The organism is Pseudoduganella lutea, assembly GCF_004209755.1.
Lineage (GTDB): Bacteria > Pseudomonadota > Gammaproteobacteria > Burkholderiales > Burkholderiaceae_D > Rugamonas > Rugamonas lutea.
This window is the reverse complement of record NZ_CP035913.1, coordinates 6,755,374-6,773,330: the sequence shown is the minus strand read 5'-3', so window position 1 is coordinate 6,773,330 and position 17,957 is coordinate 6,755,374. Positions and strand designations below refer to the sequence as shown.

Here is a 17,957-nt window from a genome sequence, read left to right as displayed (position 1 = left end):
GACTATTTGGGGCACTCTGCTGATATGTACGCTAATTCATAGTGTGTGATCGGTAGCCCATGCAGGGGTTGCTGAACTTTTGATGTACGCAAATTCTGACAGAATGATGTCCTGTCTATTGGCATCGTCGTACGAGCTAATCAGATAGCATAGACTGGACCAAAATTGGAGCAAACCAATGAATGATGCTAAGCGTAGGGCAACGGACTCAGTCGATGATGATACGGCACAGTTGAGGGCGGATCGTCTTTGTGCTGATGAAGTAGAGGTTAGCTTGGTTATGCAGGAAATGCTGGGCACTCGGGCTGCAGCGAGCTACCTTTGCGAGAAAGACATTTCGATCGAGATAGCATCAAGGGTTCTGACACGACCATGGCAGCGCAGATGGCGTTCATCTGTCAATAACGCATCACCTGAATCCGGGCAGTGACGTTCCAGGAACTGGGCGATCAGGCGTCTCTGACCAATTTAAACTTTTCACCCACCTTACAAATCTGAGATCCAATTGATTTATCGAGAAACTCATCATTAAAACAGAAAAATTTCCGGATTCTAGCGCCGCATTTAGTGTGCAGCGGATAGCCTATCAAGTCGTCCATATGGCTTGGCATTAGCCGTTTTTGAAACGTTACTCATCAGGTGAGTCTATGTGCGGCCCTTTGGTGAGCTTCGCCAGCTCTCAAAGCACATTTCGTTGGCGTGGTTTTTCGCGTGGCTGGGCGAATCACCTCCTTCATGTCAGTCCGTGTAAAAACGCAGAACACATAGCGCGCCAGCGATATCTCGGAAAATTCCTTTACATTTCTTCGATGGCTTTTCTTGGTGAACCGACGGCAGCATTGAACTGGTCGACCAACGTCTGGCGATCAGCTATCAAAGCAGCGTCATCTAGCGGTTGACCATCTAAGCGGAGGGACTTGTTCAAGTTGGGAGACCGAAGTAGGTTCATAAAAGACGGAAACAAAAAAGCGTTCACGAGAATGCGAGCTGCAGAAAGGGGCTACGAAGAGCCGCTAACCCAAGCTCCATGCGGCGTTGCCTTCGTCTTTCCGTAATTACGTACTGTCTTCTACAGTCAGTTGCCACGGCGCGCCGCGTTTTCCCGCTCGATGCGGTCGCGGTGGCCATCGTCGATGCCGGTCCCTTCCAACATCGCCCTGTGCAGCGAGCCGTCGGTGACTGGTGCCGGCGGTGCGGTGTCGAACTGATAGTGGTGCATTACGTTTCCCGCGAAGCGGTTCGCCAGGTCGGGTGACAGCCGCGCACCGGCACAGGCGGCCTTGGCCTTCCATCCCGCGGCCAACTCTTCCTGCGGGTGCACGGACACCCCCACAATCGCATCCACCACCTTACCCGGTTCGTCCATCAGCGGCATGCGCGGCGTGCCGCCGCTGTAGTTGGCCGCGTGCGTGAAGAACGGCGTATCCGCGGCCCAAGGCAGCACGGTGGCCACCTTAATGTTGCGCGCACCGGTCAGCCGCAATTCCTCGTTCAGCGCGCGGCCCAGCGCCAGCGTGGCGGCCTTGGTCACCGAATACGAGGTGTGATACGCCTGCGGCACCACGCTCTCGACTGACCCCATGTTAACCAGCGTCCCCGCGCCCTGCTTGCGGAACTGCCGTAGCGCCACGTGGCTGCCGTATATCAGGCCTTTCAGGTTGACGTCCACCACGCGGGCGTGATCCTCGACGGGAATCGTGTCGAACACGCCGATGGCACCGGCGGCCGCATTGTTGATCCACACGTCCACCCGGCCAAAGCGCGCCACGGCCGTATCGAGGAGGCGCTGCACTTCTTCCTGCCGGCTGACATCCGTCGTCACCACCAGGGCATTGCCGCCTTTCGCCGTCGCTTCCGCGGCCACGGCGTCCAGCGCCCCGGTGCGGCGCGCGGCCAGTACCACGTTGGCGCGCATCGCCGCCAGTTCCAGCGCGACGCCCTTGCCGAAACCGCTGGAGGCGCCGGTAATCACGTAAGTCTTACCCGCCACGGCGGCGCGTGCGTTGGCGGACAGCACAGCGGCGCGGCCGGTCAGCTGTGCCGTCAGCAGCGGCAGGATCGGAAACTTCATGTTTTCTCCCATTGAGTTAGCTTCATGATAGGGAGACAGGCCGCCGCGGCCTCGCACGATACTGACCGGCACTAAGCTCTGCTAACACAAGTCATCTACCAAGCGTGAAGTTATGACCGCAGCTGCGATGGAAAGCAGCGCCTTCTGGCTATCGAGCCTGCGTTCGAAACGGATTCGTAGCTTCCCGAAACCGGCGAACCTCGAATGTGTTCGCCCGACGGCCCGGCGGTGCCGACCCAGGCGGTCTTTGCTTTCGATGCCTTTGCGGGCAATGCGCGCTGTGATGCCGCGCTTACGCAAATAACGTCGGCATCGAGTATATTCCTGGCCGTTGTCAGCATGCAGTGTGCGGGGGCGTTTCCTCGGTCGCCTATCCAAACCTAGCACGGCCGGGATCGCTTCAGTGCTTTCGAACGCTGTCGAATCATGCCGGTTTGCCCCCAGGACCGTGATAGCCAGCGGAACGCCGCTAGCGTCGACGACGATGTGCCGTTTGCTGCCCAGTTTTCCTCGTCCGTTGGCTTTGGGCCAGTTTCCGCTTCCCGGGGGCTGGCCACGCTGCCTCGTCGATCCTGGCGCGACTCCAGTCAATCTGATCGTGTTCGCGCAACCTAACCAGCATCGCCAGTGCAACTTGTCCCAAACGCCAGCGGCCTGCCAATTGCGCAGTCGTCGCCACCAGGTCATGCTGCTGCAATAGCCCAGTTCTTGGGTAAGTCTTCCCATCGGATGCCCGTATAAGGCCCATGCGCGATACCATTCAGGGCTGCTTGGTCATCAACCGAACGCTCAAAGGCCGATCAATTCTCACGCTCCATGCTGACAGCGAAATGAGAACTATTCCTACACAACTTGGATTGAGCTGACCCATAATTGACCCGTTTCAGCGCCAATTGGGCGCGCTTGCCGTTGCGCTAATCAAAATCGATGAGTAGAGACAATAACTCCGCTTTGCCGAGTCACCTGCTGCATAGCAACCAGTGGTCGCAAGCTTGGGATTGGGCAATCGCCCAGATGCCTTGTCCGGCGTTCCGTTGTGACTCGCATGGAGTCGTGGTGTCGTACAACGCAGCCGCGCAGCGTTTGTGGGGCGGCAGGCCCAACTCGCATACTGGCCGCTGGAGTGGATTTGTCGCGCTCTGGCTACCTGACGAAAGTCCGGTCGACGCAGCGCTTTCGCCGCCCGCCTTGGCGGCTGTAGGCAAGGAAGTCCCTCCAACGGAGTTGTTGGCGGAAGCCGTGGATGGACAGTCCCGGCGCCTCGTCTTTCACGCTCGACCACTCTTCGACGGCGCAGGCTGCCTGGCTGGGTCGCTTTGCGCCCTCACTGACATTAGCGAGCGTCGCCGTCTCGAGGACCAGGCGAAGGCCACCGACAAAGATCGCTCGCTTTTCCTGTCGATGCTCGGGCATGAGCTGCGCAATCCTCTGGTGCCGATCATGAGCGCGGCAACTGCTATGCGAGTGCTGTCTGTGGACGCCTCGATCGCACGCATGGCGCATGTTGTCGAGCGCCAAGCAAAGCAGCTTTCACGCTTTATCGATGATTTGCTTCAAGCCGCTCGGTTAGATGGTCCAGAAGCCATGCCTATTGCGACGCGCGACAGCGACGTTGGCGAAGTGCTCGACCGCGCAGTAGATTTCGCTTTCACCTCGATTACAGCCCGCGCGCAATTCCTGCGTGTGGAGACGGCAGATCGTTCCATCAGGCTGCACTGCGATCCGGATCGAATTGCCCAAGCTTTAGGTAACGTTCTACTCAATGCGAGCCACTATTCTGCTGAAGGGGCCGACATCGCTATGCGAGCATTTGTCGAGCGTGGCTTGCTTGAGGTCAGCATCTTGGACAACGGTATTGGTATCGAGCCGAACCGATTGGGCGAGGTCTTCGAGCCATTCAAGAGTTTTGCCGAATCGCCCGATCGGACAAAGCCTGGGGCAGGTTTGGGCCTGACCATTGCAAAGAACATTGCCGAGGCTCACGGAGGATGCGTTGACGTCCGAAGTCGAGGGCCTGGCTCTGGAGCGACCGTTACATTTGCCCTGCCCATCGCCAAAGCTATCTAGTCGCCGGCCATTTGCCACGCACGTTAGGAACTGACCAAGTGGCATGCCGTGAGCCTGTCTGTGGGCAGTCGTCTTATACACGCCGGTAATTCGTTGAACGCTTAGAAAACGCTGCGTGCCGATCTCGAAAAATCGCTGCGCAAATTTCTTGAGGAGCTCGTAGGTAAATCCGATGCGGCTGCGGGGATGCGTACTCGCCCACTTTCGGCCAGCGCTCACGCATCGCCTAAGGACGGGTGTGTGCAAACCAACAACGCAGCGGCAGCGCATGCATTATGCATGCAGTGCCAATGCTTGTCGGGACCAACCTGCACCACAGGCCGACAGTCGCGGCGAAAGCGCCGCGGCGAACTACTCGCTGATAGATCGGCGGGAGATAATCAGAGATCTCCCGGCGTTCTGGCTTTGCCATGTGGCAGCGAATATACTGACCATCCTGTCCACTGTGCGGACAAGTCCATGCCATCGCGTTAGGCCAGGAAGTTGATTTCAATTCACTACTCCGCCGCCTCCCAGTGTCACGTTCGCGGAATAATCACTGAGAAAACGGTGCCATTTACTTCGTCTGACGTCACATCAATACTACCTCCATGTGCCACTGCAATTTGCTTCGCAATAAACAGCCCTAACCCCAGGCTACTCCTTGGCCTCTCGTCGCCATTCTGTTCAGGTAACTGAACTAGCGAACTGAACAATTTGGGTAAAGCATCTTTTGGGATCGTCGGTCCTTGATTGCGCACCATAAAGACTATGCGCTCTACCTCACCCGATACGCTGATCAGAATAGGCAAGCCTGGTGATCCATACTGCGCAGCATTGTTCGCCAAATTCGTTAGCAATTGTTGCAGTCGCGGGCGGTCAAAGCTACCGGCAAGATCACCAATGGCACTCAGTTCATATAACGCCCGTGGATGTGCGGAACGCGCATCCTCTATGGCCCATTCACACATCTGGAGGAGGTCACAAGTTTCTCGTTCGATGGCAATGCCATCACCAAGCTGCGTTCTAGCGAGCGCTAACAGATCGTCCACCATACCCGACATTGTCACCGCACTTCTCTTAACCCGGCCTCCTATCTGCCTCACTTGCTCGTTGAAGACACCAGGTGTTGATAGATAGGTTCCCGCTGTTGAAGTTGCTGCCAACGGGCTACGTAGGTCGTGCCCCAGAATCGCTAAAAACAGGTCACGGGTTTCGTTGACCTTCTCAGAAAACGCCATCGCCGCTTCAGAAATCGACTCATCTATCGCCTCGTTGAAGCGAATAACGTCGTGCAGACTGTCCCGCGAGATCGATTCGCTGTCTTGTTCCCAAAGCCGCAGTACACTCGCACGGAGCGCCCGATACTCGGCAATGAGCTGTAGTTGTGTAAAACCACTAGCATAGCGCAATCGGCCATGGATATATGAAGCACTGTCCTTGGAGTCGGCGAGTGCTGCCGGGCTGCGTTGACTGTCCCCATGAAGGTCTTGCCTCACGTCATCGATATCAGCTGCAACAAACTCTAATATCTGCTTGGCGTGATCTCGCAAATCCGTACTGGACATATTTTCAGTAACGGCTCCCAATGTTCGCGCAAATACTTCCCATTTAGCAAGTATTTTTTCGCTATTTGCCCTGATGAATTTAGCTATGGTCATAGGAATGGGGTGCAAAGTTAACGGACATCTTTCTATGAAGAAGAAGATCACGCTGATAAGCGTACCCTATTGCGATACCGATTGCTTACAAATGGGGATATTGCATTCATCAGGTGCGGACGAAGGCACGTCGCGCCAGTTGTGATCCAATAGCAATGATTGCTGACTGAGAATCTCAGACGAGCAATGTTAAATGCAACTAGCAACTATATTTAACTTATGCTAATTCGTGTGCACAGCCGTATCACCGAAGAGAGATACGTCTAGAGCAAAGAAACGGCGCATGATGGCTGGAGAACACCGCTCGATACCTTCTCAATCGCCGAACACGACTGATAAAGGAGGACATGTCCAGTATTCGGCGAGCTCCGAAAAGGCGATAGTGGCGTCGGTCATGGCTCCATATGGTTGCGTTAAGGTCGTCGCAAACCCAACGCTACCTCAAGAATGACAACGACCGCCCTCAAGCTGTCTTTTTTACGCCAACTGTGGTGAAGTCTTGATACACCACGCTGCAGGACGCGATCCTCAGATGTGACGATACGTCCCGATAGGCGCGCTCTCAGTTCCGTATGCGCTAGATGCTGCAGCCCGATTAACGTGTCGGCATAGCGGAATGTACAAGCGTTCGACGCAATCGAAATCATCTGTTCGCAATCGCATCCAGCGTCGCGAGGGATTGAGCGACGATCTCATCGAAAGGACGTTGTCGCAGGATCGCCAAGGCGCGTCGCGTGACGGTGGCAAGCTGCCGTGCTCGTCCTGGTGTTCGGAGCTTTTCTACCCGTACGGTGTCAAGCCGAATACCTCGTCGAGTGTCGCGAAGCACTGTTCAACGCAGCGGCCAAGCGTTCGCTCACAAAGGAACAGGCTGCCTTGCTTAAACATTTCGGTAGCAAGCAATATGAATTGCTCGATCCTGTCATTTGCCGCGGTCGAGCAATGCGCACAGGACGAAGTCGGAGCCTTCGCCTTGCCGTATCGGTATGCGCCACCGGCGCAATGTATCGGGGTATCGCTGGCATGACGCGAGGGCGCTGCGAACCCGCAGCGTGTCATTCAACAGGAGGACATTCCAGGCATCGGACTGCGCCACCCTCGCGGCCCCAGCCGTGCCTTTGCCGCGCACTGTTCGATAAGCCACTTCATCATCATGCGCCTCGACCGGATACCGAGAGCGCCCGATGCCGTCTTCTGCACCGGCAAGCCTGCGGCCGCATAGGCCTCGACGTAGCCGCCAAACAGGGCATGGATCGTCGTGCGGCCGGGCAGCGAGGAATGCTGACACAAGCGTGCGTTGATTGTGCCGTGATGCGCATGGATGTCCCTGAGCGCCTGCAGGATACGCTCGCGATCAGGTGTGCTTGCACGCGCCGCGCAAACACGCTGGGCATGGTTGAAGATGTCGCGGCTGACAATCGGCGCCAACGCATTCTCGCAACGGACCCATACGCTCTCCGGATTGCCGGCGACGGGACGCCGCAGCTTGCGCGTGGTCTGGTTAAAGACCAGGACACCGCAGCATTTTTCGCTCGTCAGAATCGGCCGCACCGTCGCCGCATCTGAGGGTTTATCCAGGTCCGTGCGCAAGCCTTCCGTGGACAGTTCCCTGGCGATCGCACTGTCGCCGGCACCCTGTCCGATATACAGTGCGTAGATTCGGCGGATCAATGCTACGTCGGCATCACGGCCTGGTGTGAGCGCCACGCGATCAGCCGCCAGCGGTTTGCGCTCACTGGGGACCGGCTTCCCTGCCTCGTCCCAGCGGACCTCCATATGTAGCCTCCCGTGATCGAAGTCTCGTCAGTTCATTGCAAGTACCGGGCGCCGTAGTGGGTGTGATGCGCCCTTGGCGCCCGCTGACATCGGCGGCATCGGCGCGTGAAGACGGAACACCGACACCGCTTCGGCCAGCTTGGCGGCTTGCTCGCTCATCGTTTCGGATGCCGCACTCGCCTGCTCGACCAGTGCAGCATTTTGCTGAGTCACCGAATCCATTTCGCCCACCGCCTGGTTGATCTGTTCGATCCCTGCAGTCTGCTCGGTACTCGCCGTCGTGATCTCTCCCATAATACCAGTCACGCGGTTCACGCTCGATACGATCTCCGTCATTGTTGCGCCAGCCTGGCCCACCAGCGCGGCACCGTCGGCGACCTTCTCCGTCGAATCGCTGATGAGCTGCTTGATCTCCTTTGCGGCCGCTGCCGAACGCTGCGCCAACGTGCGCACTTCGCTGGCGACAACGGCAAAGCCCCGTCCCTGCTCGCCGGCACGTGCGGCCTCGACAGCTGCATTCAGGGCAAGGATATTTGTCTGAAAGGCGATGCTATCGATGACGCTGGTGATGTCGCCGATCTTTGCCGCAGAAGCCCGGATCTCATCCATCGTTGTCACCACCTGCCCGATGACGTTACCACCTCGCATGGCGATAGCGGACGCGCTTTCCGCGAGCGAATTGGCCTGCCGGGCGTTGTCGGCGCTCTGCTTCACGGTCGATGTCAATTCTTCCATCGAGGAAGCCGTCTCCTCGAGGGAGCTGGCCTGCTGCTCCGTACGTGCCGACAAGTCCTGGCTGCCTGCAGCGACCTCCGCGGCCGCGGTGGCGATCGTGTCGGTGCCCGCGCGGACAACTTGCACCGTCCGGGCCAAGCTCTCGTTCATTGCTTTCATTGCCAGCAGCAACTGCCCCATTTCATCGGTGGTTTCCACGTCGATCTGACTGGTCAAGTCACCGGCCGCAACGGTATTGGCCACTTCCAGGGCTCTGCGCACGGGCCGGACGATCGACACGGTAATCCACCAGGCCACGCCCACCGCAAAAGCAACGGCAAGCACGCCAATCAGGATCGAAAGCAATCTCGATTCGGTGTAGGTCGCCGCGGCAGCTGCGGCCGCCTCATCGCTCAACCCTTTCTGGAAGTTGACCAATTCATTTGCCGATCCCTTCAGACGCGCCAGCAAGGGCCGGAGTTCCGTACTCAACAAGGTTCGCGCCGCCTCCAGATTGCCATCGTTGACCAACTGGATCAGCTGATCTTGCCCGACCACGTAGGCATCCATATCCTTAGTGATTTGCGCCAGTAATGCCCGCGCCTGGGGACGCTTCATGGAAACATTCATGGAGTTCAAAATGCCGGCAATGGCCGTTCTCGATGCCTTGATTTCATCCATTTGTAGTGCGCGGTCAGCTGACCCCGGCGACAGCATCATATTGCGCAAAGCGATGGCGATATCGTTCACCTCCAGCAGCATGTCCTTCGTGGCCATGATCTTCGGCATGCGATCATGAACGATTGCATCAGTATTCGAGTCCATGCGTCCAAGCATGACGTTACTCATCATGATCAGACACACGAGCAGTACACTCACGATACCGAATCCCAGGCCCAGTCTCTTGGCGATTGACAAATCTTTTACTCTCATGCGGTAGTTCCCCTGTTTGTGTGAATACATTCCAGCTCGTCATCAGGGTTAACGGCGACGGTGCGAACAAAAGGATGGAAAGAAATTAAGAATGTAAAAAAAACGCTAAAAAAACGCCAGTGCACCCGCTGCCGAACGATGCGCCAAGAACAGCGCGGCGTCGAAGACAGCTGGCCGGGGCGCCAAGACAGCGCAATGCAGCCAGGGTTCTTCGGACGCTCCGCTGCCCCTGGATGCATACCGAGGATCCGCCGGATTGCGCCGATGGCCAGCGACCCACCTGGGCGATGCGGCACCGCTACTCACCTGGCACGATGCGAACAGGTGCTAGGGGCCAACCACGCGGTTCTTGCCGCTCTGCTTGGCCAGATACATCCGCGCGTCCGCAAGCTGCAGAAGATGCTCGAAGTCCGCCGCCGACCTGGCGCCTTCCCACACCACGAGGCCGATACTGGCGCCAATTCCCACGCCACTGGTGCCGTTCAAAAAGGGCGCTTGCAGGTCGCCTAGAATTTTTCTGCCGCTGCGAAGGCACTCTGGGGCGCCTGGTTCACGTCCGCAAGCAAGACGTTGAATACGTCGCCGCCCAGCTGCGCGACCGTATCGGTACGCCGTACCATCCCGGTCCTCCGCTGCGCCACGCCAATCAGCAGGTGGTCCCGTATGGTGACCCATCGTATCGTTCACCTGTTTGAACCCATCCGGATCGATAAACAACAATGCCAGCACAGGCGGTATCCTTCCGCCCGCAACCGCCGGGCAGCGTTATCAAGGTATCGGATGGAGGGCCAGATGCGGACGGTCGCAACAGTGGCAAAGCGCCCTCCCGTGCCTGCACCATGCGCATCTCGCTGCGTGGGTGCTGGACCGTTTGACGGTAATCGTTGCCAGCCACGGCCCACGGCCTCGCACAAGCGAGAGCAGACGGTCCTCCATGGCTTTTTCCAGAATTCCTGCATGAGAACGAAACCGGCGAAGCCCACCGAGGTAGTCACCCCAATCAGGATCGCGGTTTCAGCGCTCGTACCTTGCCGGCCTTGAAAAAAAACCGCCGGTCGGCACACCGTCGCACCGGGCGAACATAGATCACAGCAAACTACATCGCGGTGCGTCGGGACTTTGCCGATTGCCGCCGTCCAGTGTACGGAAGCCCACGCCCCATTCCGGACGTTCGCCGTAGATATAGATGATGGCACACTGGTCGAAATTAGCGACGCCAAAGCGAGAAAGTTCCGTAAGATGGGAAACGCTTAGGCACATGCCTTCAACGCGTTATTCCACTGGAAGACTCATGCTGCCTGACAAAATATTTCACTCTTCTTTTGACCGCTCCCCTATCGGTCAGTACCTGTTGGCGCCGACAGAAAATCTAGAGATCCTGGCGGTAAATGAAGCTTTTCTTTCATCAGTCTCGCGAACGCGCGCAGAAGTAGAGGGGCGTCCATTGTTCTCCGTGTTCCCAAATGATCCGAATGATTACGGCGACACAGGTGCACAAGATCTTGCACGTTCAATCGCAATGGCCATCGAGACCGGTCAGAGCCAGAAGATGGTAGCGCAGCGGTATCCAATTGAGATGCATGCGGATGGCCGAAGCTGGTTCGAGGATATGTACTGGAGCGCCACCAATACGCCCATCTACGACGAGGAAGGAAGTTTGATTTGCATCTCGCACACAACGATTGACGTCACCGACCAGGTGCAGTCAGCGTTGTCGCTGCGCGAGAGCGAAGGCCGGCTCAATGCCTACGTTTCGGCGACCTCGGAGGTTCTCTACCGTATGAGTCCTGATTGGAGGTACATGCATGAACTCGATGGCCGGAACTTCCTCAAGACTACTGCCGGCTGGGCTGAATACCGTATCGAGCAGTATGTCCATCCCGAGGACCTTGCGCTAGCGCGGCACAAAATTCAAGAAGCCATACATCGGAAAAGCGTGTTCGAACTCGAACATCGGGTCTTGCGCCAAGATGATTCTCCGGGTTGGACATTTTCCAGGGCCGTGCCTCTGCTTGACGCAAGCGGCAACATCCGCGAATGGATTGGATCAGCCAGCGATATCACCCAACGCAAACTCGCGGAAGAGCGTTTGAAGGAAGGAGAGCGCCGAAAAGATGAGTTCCTTGCAATGCTAGCGCATGAGCTTCGGAACCCATTGGCGCCAATCAGTTCGGCAGCGGAGCTGTTGAGAATCGCTCCTCTCGACAAGGACCGGGTGCGGCAGACAAGCGAAGTCATCATTAGACAAATTCGGCACATGAGTAGCCTGGTCGACGACTTGATGGATGTCTCGCGGGTAAGTAGAGGGTTAGTGAAGCTTGAAAGTATCCCCATCGACATCAGGCAAATTGTTGGGGAAGCAATCGAGCAAGTGACTCCGCTGATACAAGGAAGACAGCATCACCTTCGTGTGGACCTTGCACCGCGTACAACCGTGGTAAATGGCGACCGCAAACGTCTTGTGCAAGTGATTGCAAACCTACTGAACAATGCAGCGAAATACACGCCTAAAGGTGGGGAGATCGAGATCCGTGCAGAGGCGCACGGCAACAACGTTATGGTTTCCGTATTGGACAACGGCATCGGGATGCAGCCGGATTTAGTCAGGCGAGTATTCGATCTATTTTCCCAAGCAGAGGTCACATCTGACAGGACATCAGGTGGACTCGGACTAGGCCTACCATTGGTCAAAAACTTAATCGAACTCCACGAGGGAACCGTCAAGTGCGAAAGTGATGGTCCAGGTAAAGGCAGCAAATTTACCGTATGTATTCCTCGCCTAAATGTTCCGACCGAACCTCGATCAGTTCATGAGGCCACACGGACATTGCCCGCTCAGCAGCATTCGCTGCGCTTACTCGTGGTTGATGATAACGTAGATGGGGCGCGTACACTCGCCATGCTTCTCGACGCTGCTGGGCATACCACATTTGTTGTTCACCATCCTGCAGACGCACTAGCATGTGCTGAAAGTGAGGCATTTGACGTATGCCTACTCGACATTGGTCTTCCTGACTTAGATGGAAAGGAGTTAGCGCGGCGCCTTCGTCAAATGCCCGGAATGGCCAAATCAATAATGATTGCGGTCACAGGCTACGGACAAGAGCAGGACCGTGAGCAGACACTAGAGGCTGGTTTTGCCCTTCACCTCGTTAAACCTTTGGACGCTGCGCAGCTGTTTTCCTTCCTTGGGACGTTGAACGCGTCATGAAACTGCATGCGTCAGGAGATCACCTAGCCATCGACAGCAAGCTTCGCGGCTGTGACCTAGTGCAGTTAAAGGTGTAGGACTCTCACAAGGAGGTCGAATCGGCGGACCTGCCATCGTCATGTAACAGAAAACAAAGCAGCCGGTTCAATTCGAACCGAGCAAGGGCACTCGCCTAAGCCTGTCAAACTGGCCCGGCGAGCGCGGCCCACGGACCGGAGATTACCTGTTTCCGAGTCGCGTCCCAGACTCGCCCCATCTCTCGACACGCCAGTACGCGCGGATTGTCCACCGATGGATCGAAACCATTGGCTTGGACTCAGCAGCATACGGTACGCACACGATGCGCAAGACAAAACCAACGCTCATCTACCACCAAACAAAAAAATCTCAGGGCCGTGCAACTGCTACTCGGTCATACGAAACCGGACAACACCGTCCGATACCTGGGCACCGAGATCAAAGAGCACTTGAGATGGCTGAACAGACCGACGCGTAGGCCAACGCGGTGGCGGCAAAGCACTTGATGCTGACGTTCCATAAACGCTAACCTGCCAGTCGTTGTGCCCAGCGACCGGCTGACAGCGCCGCAGAGCAGACCGTTACATTTCCGACAGCAGTGTGGCGTCAGACGTCCTCGTATCCATCCCCGATGGGGAACCTGTAGCTTGGAGACAGTGACAACAATCAGATTTCTAGAGAAGATTAATTAAGGCAAAGCGGCTAGCGAGCGCAACAAGTTGTCCATGTTCACTGGTTTGACATGATGTTCGTCAAAGCCAGCCTCGCGAGTTCTCGCACGATCACTATCTTGGCCATATCCAGTGATAGCTATTAAGAACGATTCCGCAGTTGGCGCAAGTTCGCGCAATCGCGTTGCAAGGGCATTTCCGTCCATATCAGGCAGCCCTATATCAAGCAGACAGGCGTCAAACACATTACCCTTAGCCACCATAGACAACGCAGCAGTAGCGCTATGAACAACTTTGACGTCATATCCCGCCGCTTCTAGAAACAGGCCGAGCATGTCAGCGGCATCTTTATTATCGTCAACCACAAGGATTTTTGGTGATCTAGTCGGCTGTTGAGGCTGGACAATTAGTTCTACTAAAGGATGATTGATTTCAGCGCAACGCGGTAGGATGACCTTGAAGCTGCTACCAGCACCGATCCCATCGCTATGAACGGTGACTCTCCCTCGATGGAGATGTACCAAATTTTTCACTAACGCAAGGCCAATACCGAGCCCACCTTGGGCGCGATCTGCACTTCTCTCTGCCTGGGCAAACATCTCAAAAACATGTTCGATCACATCGTTAGCAATCCCAATCCCATTGTCGGATACGGTAAAAGTAACCTCGGAATTGTCAACATCCATTGATAGGGAAATTTCTCCACCTTCAGGAGTGTATTTCGCCGCATTGTTAAGGATGTTAGCGAGAATCTGGACTAGTCGCTTGTGGTCACCTTGGATGCATGCATGCTCCGGCGATGTTCGCAAAATCAACTGATGACGTTTTGCATCGATGAACGAACGGGCCTGCTCGAGCGCTCCAGAAATCACTTGCCTCGCGTCAACGGCGGCGCTATCAAGATTGACAAGCCCCCGAGAAACACGGGAAACATCGAGTAAATCGTCAATAAGGCCCGTCATATGTCTGACTTGGCGCGAAATGACCTCACTTGTCTGTTTAATTTTTTCGGAGCTCAGGTTGCCGAGCTTGAGCAAGTCAGATGCTGCGCTAACTGGGGCGAGGGGATTACGAAGTTCATGCGCCAGCATAGCCAAAAACTCATCTTTGCGGCGATCTATTTCCCGCATCATATACTGACGCTCGCGTGCCCGAAGAGCCGATTTAACAGCACTCAAAATCGTCGCTCCCTGAAGCGGGCGTTCCAATAAAGAAACATATCCAAGCTTGTCGTACAGTCCGCTTGACTCATCATTAGCACGAGCGCTGTGCACCATCAGAAGAATCGGAAGATCAGACCAAGCAGGTTGCTGCTGGATAAAATGATTGAGTGAACGCAACAAAGATGAGTCTAGCGCTTCATCTGTCAATAGCAGTGCGCCAGCGCCGTTAGTTAGCTCAGTGACAACCTGGGCCGAGGTGGTACAAACATGTTGACCCACACCGCCTCGGTGCAGTAACTGGGCAATTAGCCTGCCATCTTTGCCAATCGGGGCATAGATCAGAACGCGATTTTCCACAACTAAACCTACCATTATTACCCTGATTATGGCTGCTGAGCCAAAACGACGACGTCCTGCTCGCCATTGATCAAGGCTGGTACGCCTGTCAGAATTCCTTGGAAATTGTCGAGTACCGGACCGACTTCGATCCCGCTGCTTGTAATACCAAATCGGCGCAAGGTTGTCTCGTGCGCGCCGCCCCTTTTCTTGAACACCGAAATTGCTTTTTGGACAGCACCGCGGGCCTCAAAATACCGCAAGATCAAAACGTTATCGGCCATGTAACTGATGTCGATTCCTGTCGTCATTGCTCCGACGATTCCTTGTTGCACCCCAATTAAGAATGTTACAACACCTCGTTGCCCTAGATACGTGAGCACTTCATGCAGATGTGTCGTCAGAAACCGAGCTTCCGGCATCGCATTCAAGTAGCCGTTGAGGCTGTCGATAACCACTACTTTCGCGCCGGCGTCAGCCGCCCGACACACAGCATGTGTAAATTCGCCAGGTGACAGTTCAGCCGGATCAATCTGGTGTATCGTAAGCAGTCCTGCATCATGAGGATCGCGCAAATTGATTCCCACACCGTAGCACCGATTTAACAGCGTGTTGAATGACTCCTCAAAAAGGAACATTGCTGCCTTGTCGCCCTGGTCGGTTATTGCTTTAACAAATTGCACCGCGAGCGTTGATTTACCGGTGCCTGGTGGTCCTGACACCAGGGTGCTTGAGCCCGCCTCGATACCTCCGCCTAATAAAGCGTCCAACTCCTCAATGCCACTGCGGACTTTTGTTCGCGGAGTTAGCTCGCGAGTCTCAGCGGCAATTATTCGCGGATAAACAACGATTCCACCTGTAATAATCGAATAATCGTGGGGTCCACGTCGAAAGGAAATGCCACGATATTTAAGTACACGGACTACCCGCCTTTCGGCGCCATATTCCGAATCCGTATGCTGTAAGGTAATCACCCCATGGGCAATGCTTCGGACTTGCTGATCTCCGCGAATTGCAGTCTTGTCATCAAGAAGTAGAGCTGTGCATGAACGCTTTGCGAAGTACTGTTTCAAGGCAAGCACGTGACGTCTGTAGCGCAAAGCGCTACCTGACAAAAGCTGAAGCTCCGAGAGAGAGTCGAGGACCACCCGGCTAGGATTTAGCTTCTCGATCATCCCCAGAATAAGACTGTTTGTTTCACTTAGCTCGACTTCGGAAGGGTGCAAGACCGTGTATTGCTCACTCGGATCTAGTAAGCTTTCTTCAGGTATCACCTCGTGCACCTGCACCCCATCCATCTGGAATCCGTGAGCGTCTGCTACTGCATGCAATTCGATGTTGTTCTCGGCAAGCGTAATGTAGAGAACTGTCTCCCCCAAGCGGGCGCCCTCGATCAAAAATTGAAGGGCCATAGTCGTCTTCCCAGAGCCAGGATCACCCTCGAGCAAGTACAAACGCTCCTTCGTCAATCCTCCTCCAAGGACATTGTCCAAGCCAGGAATACCCGTTGAAATAAACGCCGTCGTTACCGAATTTTGAGCAGTCATAATTATCCTAGTTGCCCAAATGCCAACTGACGTCTGGAGCTGAAACCACTTCAATTATACAAGGCCACACTGAGCAAGCTCTACACATTTGTCCGGCACGGGTACGGGTTTGGCGAGAACGCAGAGCGTGAGCCTCGACAGGCCGAGCTGACAAACTGCTCACCCGCATTGCCCAATTTCAAGACACTGCTACTTAGGGGGTTCCAAGCGCTTGTCCGGGAAAATTTACGGTAGTCATCAAAATATCAAAGCTCACGGGTGGACGGCCTGTGCTGCAGTTACAGTAGCGCGCAAACGTGAACGTCCAATGTAGTTAGATTGTAAAGAGCCAACCCGAGTCGCAGGGACCGACTAGTTTTTATGCCACCACATGACGCGATATGCGCTTCAGTAATGGATAGTATGACCAGATGAAATTGGTTTAGTCAGGGGCAAGTTGAGAGGTGCATATGTGTCCTCTAGCTCCCCCAAGGAACGAGATTTAGCCGACCTTGAGCCGGCTACTTTTGCTTGAAAAGCCTTCGTCAGACCTAAGAAAGCTGCCTGAGCGAGCAAGTTGGTGGATGGGGTTCCTTAGTCTTATGGACGCTTACCATAGTACAACGTACCCGCGGCCAACGGCTGCTTCTCGCCAAAAGCGAATGGTCACATTGCCAAAGTGCACGTGGTTGTTGCCCCTAGGACAAGCGAAAGGTGTTGTTAGCCGCTCTAACCTAAGCTTTGTGCTCCGATCAGCGCCTCTCGATAGAATTGCAATGAAGCCTCGCCCACATCGAGAACTTGCAAAGCTTATTGACCTGTTGCTCGAAATCCTTAGGTCGCACGGGATGTACACAGCCACACGCATTATGTGAACACCGCCTATCGTTCGAAACAGTCTGTCGGGTTCTACGACAACCTACCCAGGGCCGGCCATCAGCCCTCAACGCATTGCCACTAACGCCGCGCTACAATGCCGCCATGTCGGACACTGGTGGCGACAGCTCCACCCCATCGCAGACGTTCAGCCCTTAAAACTGGCACACTAGGGTCGCCGAACGCGTGTCGGCTGAGGACATCGCACCATGCCATTCTTCGTTCTCTACAATAGTCCGCTGATTGCTGGTAGGCCACGCTGTCTTCAAAAGCGATGCCAAAAATCGTGCACAACTTGATTTTTATCGTACGCCAATTAGAGAATACGATCGCCAGTATCTCTGACGGAAGTCATCTCATCCGTTATTCTCACAGTTAAGGGTTCCTTTGGCCATAGCTAAGGCCAGATAATCATCCCCTAGGTCTTCGTTGGAGTCACGAGAAATTGGTTTGCCAAGTGAATTGATGCGCATAGATCGGGGTCATCGCCGATTTGCAAGATAAGCATATCCAGGCGCTTTTGCAGACTCGCAGAAATCCCTGGCTGCGATTCTTCAAGCTCTAGTATCAACACTTTCAACAGTGCAAGATCTCGAAGCGCATAAATCCCTTGCTGCTTTGTTTGCTGATGAAATGCCTCGCTTAACATTTGAATCTGCGCCGCCTGCTCTTTAATCATCGCCAATACTTCATTGTTCATAATTTTATCTCTGATATCAACCGCCTATTTACGAACTTCCAAACAGGCTGGCTGCAAAGCACGAGTATAGTACTTAAACGTCTGCAGCGCCTCGGCTTCTAGCAAAACTTAGCTCCTACAGCTGTGGTTTGCCTTGGGAAAATATTTTTGCTCAGGTGTTTCCAATGCGTTGCCGTATTGGAGCGCAAAGTGCTAGACAACGCTGCTGGCCCAATGGCCTCATCGCTTCGCGCTTAAACATTTTGTAGACAACTG

Annotated in this window: 11 protein-coding genes and 1 pseudogene; 3 read left to right on the top strand and 9 right to left on the bottom strand. The window is 55.0% G+C overall.

All coding sequences use genetic code 11. From position 1 onward, the window contains the following. Nucleotides 1-1,075: 1,075 nt before the first annotated feature. Nucleotides 1,076-2,071, bottom strand: a complete 996-nt coding sequence (locus tag EWM63_RS28595; RefSeq protein ID WP_130189545.1) for an SDR family NAD(P)-dependent oxidoreductase — start codon at nucleotides 2,069-2,071, stop codon at nucleotides 1,076-1,078. A gap of 81 nt (nucleotides 2,072-2,152) precedes the next feature. Then, a complete protein-coding gene (locus tag EWM63_RS28590; protein WP_371861262.1) occupies nucleotides 2,153-2,758 on the bottom strand; it encodes an IS5 family transposase in 606 nt (201 codons plus the stop codon). A 240-nt stretch (nucleotides 2,759-2,998) separates the two neighbouring features. Here EWM63_RS28590 and EWM63_RS28585 point away from each other — a divergent pair, with 240 nt between their 5' ends. Further along, nucleotides 2,999-4,138, top strand: a complete 1,140-nt coding sequence (locus tag EWM63_RS28585; protein WP_130189544.1) for a sensor histidine kinase — start codon at nucleotides 2,999-3,001, stop codon at nucleotides 4,136-4,138. A 518-nt stretch (nucleotides 4,139-4,656) separates the two neighbouring features. On the opposite strand, the gene EWM63_RS28580 is transcribed toward EWM63_RS28585, so the two are convergent. The 4 genes from EWM63_RS28580 to EWM63_RS33190 form a co-directional block, all read right to left on the bottom strand. Then, nucleotides 4,657-5,829 (bottom strand): sensor histidine kinase, encoded by a 1,173-nt coding sequence (locus EWM63_RS28580; RefSeq protein ID WP_229487557.1) that lies wholly within the window; start codon nucleotides 5,827-5,829, stop codon nucleotides 4,657-4,659. Between the two features lie 1,008 nt (nucleotides 5,830-6,837). After that, entirely contained in the window at nucleotides 6,838-7,554 is a 717-nt protein-coding gene (locus EWM63_RS28575; RefSeq protein ID WP_130189543.1) for a recombinase family protein, read from the bottom strand. Between the two features lie 27 nt (nucleotides 7,555-7,581). Continuing rightward, nucleotides 7,582-9,201 (bottom strand): methyl-accepting chemotaxis protein, encoded by a 1,620-nt coding sequence (locus tag EWM63_RS28570; RefSeq protein ID WP_130189542.1) that lies wholly within the window; start codon nucleotides 9,199-9,201, stop codon nucleotides 7,582-7,584. A gap of 327 nt (nucleotides 9,202-9,528) precedes the next feature. After that, a complete protein-coding gene (locus EWM63_RS33190) occupies nucleotides 9,529-9,930 on the bottom strand; it encodes a diguanylate cyclase domain-containing protein (RefSeq protein WP_130189541.1) in 402 nt (133 codons plus the stop codon). Nucleotides 9,931-10,492: 562 nt separating this feature from the next. Here EWM63_RS33190 and EWM63_RS28560 point away from each other — a divergent pair. After that, nucleotides 10,493-12,412, top strand: coding sequence for a PAS domain-containing hybrid sensor histidine kinase/response regulator (locus EWM63_RS28560; RefSeq protein ID WP_165390977.1), 1,920 nt, complete (start codon nucleotides 10,493-10,495; stop codon nucleotides 12,410-12,412). Nucleotides 12,413-12,432: 20 nt separating this feature from the next. After that, nucleotides 12,433-12,908: pseudogene (locus tag EWM63_RS32690) on the top strand (tyrosine-type recombinase/integrase); the annotation flags it as partial. A gap of 210 nt (nucleotides 12,909-13,118) precedes the next feature. On the opposite strand, the gene EWM63_RS28550 reads toward EWM63_RS32690, so the two are convergent. The 3 genes from EWM63_RS28550 to EWM63_RS28540 all read right to left on the bottom strand — a co-directional run bounded on the left by EWM63_RS28550 (nucleotide 13,119) and on the right by EWM63_RS28540 (nucleotide 17,702). Further along, on the bottom strand, nucleotides 13,119-14,621 hold the full coding sequence (locus EWM63_RS28550) for a hybrid sensor histidine kinase/response regulator (protein WP_229487556.1): 1,503 nt from the start codon (nucleotides 14,619-14,621) through the stop codon (nucleotides 13,119-13,121). 26 nt (nucleotides 14,622-14,647) lie between these two features. Then, nucleotides 14,648-16,147 (bottom strand): ATPase domain-containing protein, encoded by a 1,500-nt coding sequence (locus EWM63_RS28545; RefSeq protein ID WP_130189538.1) that lies wholly within the window; start codon nucleotides 16,145-16,147, stop codon nucleotides 14,648-14,650. Between the two features lie 1,273 nt (nucleotides 16,148-17,420). Then, entirely contained in the window at nucleotides 17,421-17,702 is a 282-nt protein-coding gene (locus EWM63_RS28540) for a hypothetical protein (protein WP_130189537.1), read from the bottom strand. Nucleotides 17,703-17,957 lie beyond the last annotated feature (255 nt).